Annotated in this window: 5 protein-coding genes; 2 read left to right on the top strand and 3 right to left on the bottom strand. The window is 45.3% G+C overall.

Going from position 1 to position 5,831, the window contains the following annotated elements:
* On the top strand, positions 1–1,104 hold a 1,104-nt coding region (locus Q0117_RS07290; RefSeq protein WP_297924156.1), incomplete at its 5' end, for an anaerobic C4-dicarboxylate transporter.
* A 283-nt stretch (positions 1,105–1,387) separates the two neighbouring features.
* Positions 1,388–1,915, top strand: a complete 528-nt coding sequence (locus Q0117_RS07295; RefSeq protein WP_297924158.1) for an NAD(P)H-dependent oxidoreductase — start codon at positions 1,388–1,390, stop codon at positions 1,913–1,915.
* 1,461 nt (positions 1,916–3,376) lie between these two features.
* Here Q0117_RS07295 and Q0117_RS07300 read toward each other — a convergent pair.
* The 3 genes from Q0117_RS07300 to Q0117_RS10655 form a co-directional block, all read right to left on the bottom strand.
* Positions 3,377–4,060 (bottom strand): SMI1/KNR4 family protein, encoded by a 684-nt coding sequence (locus Q0117_RS07300; protein ID WP_297924160.1) that lies wholly within the window; start codon positions 4,058–4,060, stop codon positions 3,377–3,379.
* Positions 4,061–4,603: 543 nt separating this feature from the next.
* Complete coding sequence (locus tag Q0117_RS07305) at positions 4,604–5,290, bottom strand: tyrosine-protein phosphatase (RefSeq protein WP_297924163.1); 687 nt, start codon at positions 5,288–5,290, stop codon at positions 4,604–4,606.
* 388 nt (positions 5,291–5,678) lie between these two features.
* Positions 5,679–5,831, bottom strand: coding sequence for a hypothetical protein (locus Q0117_RS10655; RefSeq protein WP_366807797.1), 153 nt, complete (start codon positions 5,829–5,831; stop codon positions 5,679–5,681).

Consider the following 5,831-nt stretch of genomic DNA (forward strand, 5'->3'; position numbering starts at 1 on the left):
GCATCTAAAATTTTAAGGAAAAATCCTAAACAGATCAACTTCCTAGCGCCTATCGTTACCTATCTACTTACGATACTAGCGGGCACCGGACATACTGCGTTTTCTATGATCCCTGTTATCGTAGAGGTCGCAAAGACGCAGAATATCAAGCCTTCCGCTCCTCTTGCGCTCTCGGTCGTTTCGTCTCAGGTAGCGATCACTGCGAGCCCTATTTCAGCGGCATTCGTCGCTATGAGCGGTCTGTGCGAGAAGCTAGGCGTTAGCTATCCTAAGCTTTTGTTTATCTGCATCTCTACTACCTTCGTAGCTATGTTGATTACGGCTTTCATCGTAAATAAATTCTACGATCTCGATCTTTCAAAAGACCCTGTTTACAAAGAGAGACTTTCAAAAGGTCTTGTAGCCGAGATCAAAGCCGAAGAATATAAAGAGCCGAAACCTTATGCGAAAAGATCGGTTGCTATATTTGCTATCGGCGTTTTGATCGTCGTTTGCTATGCGCTTGCGATCTCAAAGAGCGTTGGCTTGGTAGAAAAACCAATCCTTTCAAGAGATAGCGCGATCATCAGCTTTATGCTAACTATCGGCTTTCTTATCGCTGTTTTGTGCAAGATCGATACGGGCAAACTGCTTTCTACCAGCACTTTCCAAAGCGGTATGAATGCGTGCATCTGCGTCATCGGTATCGCATGGCTCGGTACTACTTTCGTAAACGGTCATATTGACAGTATCAAAGAGGTAGCTAAAAACGTCGTTACGCAGTATCCTTTCGTACTAGCCGTCGCGCTATACTTCCTAAGCTGCTTGCTATACTCGCAGGCTGCAACCACAAAGGTTATGATGCCTGCCGTCGCCGCCGCGCTTGGAATGACTAGCCCTGAAAATTCCGGTCAAATTTGGATATTGGTCGCATCGTTCGCAGCCGTTTCGGGCTTGTTCGTGCTCCCTACTTATCCTACGACGCTCGGCGCGATCGCTATGGACGATACCGGAACGACTAGAGTCGGTAAATTTGTATTTAACCACTCGTTCTTCCTTCCGGGAACCATTATGGTTGCGCTTTCGGTTGCTCTAGGATTTTTAGTAGCTCCTGCGCTAATCTAAGATTAGTATTCCTTTCATTTGCGCCGAATTTTTCGGCGCATTTTTCATACCATTTAAAATTTTTAATACAATTTAATAGATAAAATTCTATCGATTTTGGGATCTGCCATATTTGCTTATAAATTTAACTTCTAATCGCATGCAAAAAACTACAAGTCTTCCGGTAGTATTTGGGTGGAAGTAAAATTTTATTTGAAATTTCATACCCATATTATGCTAGATGATAAATCAAAATTTCAGCCAAAAAACATATAATGTAAGAAATTTAAAACAAGGATAAAATATGAAAAACCTAATCATCATCGCTCATCCCGATATGGCAAGCTCGCACGCAAACAAGGCGTGGCGCGAGGTAGCCAAAAAGCAAGCGGATAAATTTGATATTCACGAAATTTACGCTGCTTATCCGAACGGCAAAATCGATGTTGCGCGCGAACAGGAGTTACTTTTAAGCCACGATAAAATTATCATTCAGTTTCCACTTTATTGGTACAGCTATCCGCCGCTTTTAAAGCGATGGTTCGACGATGTATTTGCCTACGGCTGGGCTTACGGCAGCACCGGCGACAAGCTAAAAGGTAAAGAATTTGCCCTAGCGATCACTATCGGCGACGAGCAAAATAACTATAAAAAAGACGGCACGATCGGATTTTGCATAGAAGAAGTTATCACACCTTTTAAATGCACTATGAATTTTACGGGTGCTAAACTGCTGCCGTGCCACTTTGGCTATGGATTTTCATTTCATCCAGATAGCGAATATATCGCAAAAAGTGCAGAAAAATACGAAGAATTTTTAGCAAAATTTTAAAATTTACAAAGGCAAAATTGCTTTTTTAGTCGCAAAATTTATTTTAAAAGTGACGGATGAAAATCATCTTTTCATCCGCACTACTCGATACGCTTCCTGCATCGCTATTTTTTGCGTTGCACACGCAGCCTGCTGACATAATCCCACGCCCTTTTGATCGTAAATTTTACTCCACCTCCCTAATGGGGCAAAATTTACGTTAAAATTTATACGAAATTGCCGTATGGAGCATGCTTTAGTACAGTCATATAAAAATCAATGAACATAAAATTTTACCTAAAAATTTGCACCCGCTCGCAATAATACTCGTCTTAAATTTCCACAAGGCGCTAAAAAACTATGCATGCCCACCCAGCTCAAACCCTCCGCTAAATTCATAAAACGCTGCGAACTACGCGTTTACCGCTACTGAGCTGTATATGCTGTCATGAGCCCGCCAAGCTCATCCTCATCAATGTCAAAACAACAATCACTCATCTTGCTAGAAAGTGCGTCAGCTGGCAGGTATCAAGGAGAGTTACTGCGAAAGCGGTGCAAAATACGATACCTCCGCGCCGAGCTGCTTAGCGCTTGCTACTCTGCGCGCGCAAACCCAAGATCCGAAAAGAGATTTAAAGTAAAGTAGCGCCTGCCACCCTACGCGCGTGCAGATAGCTTAAAGCTGCCACAAAAGTTTGCGCTCACTTCGCCACTGAGCGCAATTTGCCTATTGCGCGCCTATTAATGCTTTCAGATTTCAACCTGTTCGTTTTGCTTTCCGGCTTTCAAATGCCTGCATGCAGCTAGCTGCAAAGACGTATTCGCTGGATATGCCTTGTGGCTCGCCCTCATGCCCTCGATAAAAATCCGCCGTAATTTATGTAGATATTTGACAGCAGGATCCGTTTGGATGCAATCTTTCATACGAAGCCTAAAAAGCGCTACGCCGATACAGATGCTCGCGCCATTTTTTCACTCTGCGCGCGCTGCCTACGTCGCTACGGTCACAATTTTTCTGATACGACACTTAAAGACAACCTATCGCCAAAACTACCGAAAAGCTTTTAGCCTTGTTTTTTCTGCTTTAGAATTTAGTCTCAATCAGTTCTTTGCTAATAAACCGACAGAATTTCCATGCTTTGATATAACCCATCCACGCGGAATTTAGCTAAATTTATTTGGATTCTTAAAGACGCGGCAACTTTTCTATCGCGTCTTATTTCGGATAACAGCAAAATTCTACCGCCACACTGTAAAGAGTTAAATTCTATCGAGCAAATTTATTAAAAATTTTAAGAGCAGCAAAAGCGGTAATAGATGATTAATGCTTTTCTATATGGATACCGCCGCCAAATTTTAATAAAAAGATATCCATTAAATTTGCGCTTTTTAAATTAGCCAGCAAAAGCTTAAATTTCAAGGTTCCCAGCAAAAGCAAACCCCGCAATACTTCATTAAACGGCGCAAAAGCCGCTTTAAATTTCACTCCGCGACGCGATTTACCCAGATCAAAAACTCGTCGCTCGGGTTCTCGTCGTCCAGATGCGCGGGCGTGACGAGCTCAAGCGCGGTCTGCGGGATCGTCGTTTTGAACGTCTGTGTTACCCACTGCTGAAATTTTACGTTTGGATGCACGATAAAATCATCCTCCTCGCTGTTTGGCGGCGCGCTAAAATCCTCATCCCAGCAGATCTCATCGTAACCGATCGCGAGCAATCGCAAAAAATCAAGCCCGCTATGAGCCAAAACGCAGGTCATGCTCGAACCCGAGCCGGAGCCCATGTGTACGATCTTCGTCTCGCCCGCATCGTCCAACCACAGCGCGCACATCGAGCCCTCCGAGCCACTGCCTGCGAACACGCAAAGCCGCTGCTTGATCTCCGCAGCAAGCTCGCGATCCTCGCCGTAAAACCAATACCTTAGCTCCTCGTCGCGATTTTTCGGCTCGTCCGTGAAAAAGACGATGTCCGTGCCGCCCTCGCGCTCATCGTCGCTCCAGCTCTGCCGTAGCCGATCCTGTGGGTAGAGATAGCCGCGTCTGCGCCCGCCCGCGTCGTCATAAAAGCCGTTTACCTCGATCCACGCATAAAGCGCCTGGGTCTCGCTCGGCACGCGCATACCCTGCGGTAGCGCCTCGCGCAGCTGCGCCAGTAATAAATTTTCCACGATCGCTCCTTTTGTTAAATTTGCCGCTCAAATTTTACTCCGTTTTGGCTAAATTTACGGATATTTTTCTAATATCTGCGGCGTTTTACGCGCCTCGTCGCCGCAAGTGCAAATCGGGCTTTTAAAATTTAGCCGATTTGATTGCGATACGCACGGGTGGTATGAGCGTATATTTGAAAAAAGGGTATAAGAATTTTTAGTAGAAAAATGCGTAAAATTTTACGACCTAAATTTTACTATTTTAAGGTTTCTTTGCTTTTTTGCAGAAATTTACGGTTTTAAATTTAGCTCACCGCAAAGAGTAAAATTTTAGCGATATCTATAAATTTAAAATTTCCCGCGCCTTTTGTTTGCATGCCTCAAATTTTTGCTCAAACTCCGCGCGCCTTTGCAGCTCGTTTTTCGCCCACATTTTTGTGTATCCCGAGCTTCGCCCCAGAAAATATACATAGCTCGTATTCTAAAATTTCGTTATAAACGGTACTTTGTCATTATTAAATTTACAAATTTTGCCGACGTCTGATCGGATGGACGAAATTTCGTCTAAATTCCAAGCTCGGCTCTTACGAGCGCTTCGTTTTGCGGCGTCAAAAAGCCCGCGATATCCTGCCACATGGAGTGAAAGCCGTATCCGCCGTCTATCATCTCGCTGCGCGCGGCATCCAGGCTCCAGCCCTGATAGATCACGCGGTACATCGCCACCACAAGCCCCGTGCGATCGGCTCCGTGATAGCAGTGCACGAGCACGGCGCCCTCTTTTTGGCGCTCACGAATGGTGCGCAAGACGTCCGCGATCTGCGCGGGCTTTATCTCCCAGCTTTGAAGCGGCTTGTTCGCGAGCCAAAATTGATCCCCAAACGCCCTTCTGTCACCGCCTCTACTAAAATGGCGCAGATTTACGATGCTTTTGATACCCAGCTCGTGCAGTTTCGCGGCGTCGCTCCCGTCAAGCTGTGCACTGCGAAATAGCCGCTCGTCCACGCGGTAGAAATTTTTCGCTTCGTCGATGAGGGTTGCTTTTTGTGATGAGTTTGGGTTTGTGTTGCGCGCTGCGGTATCTGCACCCTTAAACCCCACGTTTTGAAATTTGGCGTCTTTTACGTCCGCGAGATTTTGCTCCGCGCCGCTCGTTGTTTTGGAATTTATAGAATTCGTATCTGCCGCGAGCTCTGCATTTACGCTCGTCGCAAAGAAAAATGCGGCCGCTAGCGCAAGGGTTTTAAATTTCAAATTTCATCCTTTAAATTTGGCTAAATTTTATGATTATTGTAAAAATTTGACGCCAGACGGGTCAAAATGCAAAATAGCAAGCGCGCCTACAATTTAACGCAAAATTTGAGCGTCAAATCCGCCCAAATCGCCGCTAAATTTCACCGCGAGCCCGCAAGCTGCGCCGTAAAAATCAAAATTTCGTTTCAAATTTCCCCGTTCCCGCCCTGGGTATCGCTAGATCAGCATTAGGTAGTTACATTGCGTAGTCACATTGCCCCTGTAAATTTACTGAAAATAAATCGTAAAAGGGGTGCGCCGTTTCCGCGAGCGCTATTAATTCCGTTGCAAGGAAGGTTTTCATGCTCGCCTCTTGCGATACTTACCCGAAATTTTAAATTTTATGCTTTTAGCTTTCGATCAGATCGGTCTGCCAGTTTGCGCCTTGCAGCGTCGTGTCAAGCTGTCTGATCTGCTTAGCCAGCTCGTCCACCTGCTTTTGTAGCGCCGCGACGTCGACCGTGCTTAAAATTTTAATCTCGCTGCGCGAATAAACGTCCAC

The sequence above is a fragment of the uncultured Campylobacter sp. genome (assembly GCF_937997535.1).
Taxonomy (GTDB): Bacteria; Campylobacterota; Campylobacteria; order Campylobacterales; family Campylobacteraceae; genus Campylobacter_B.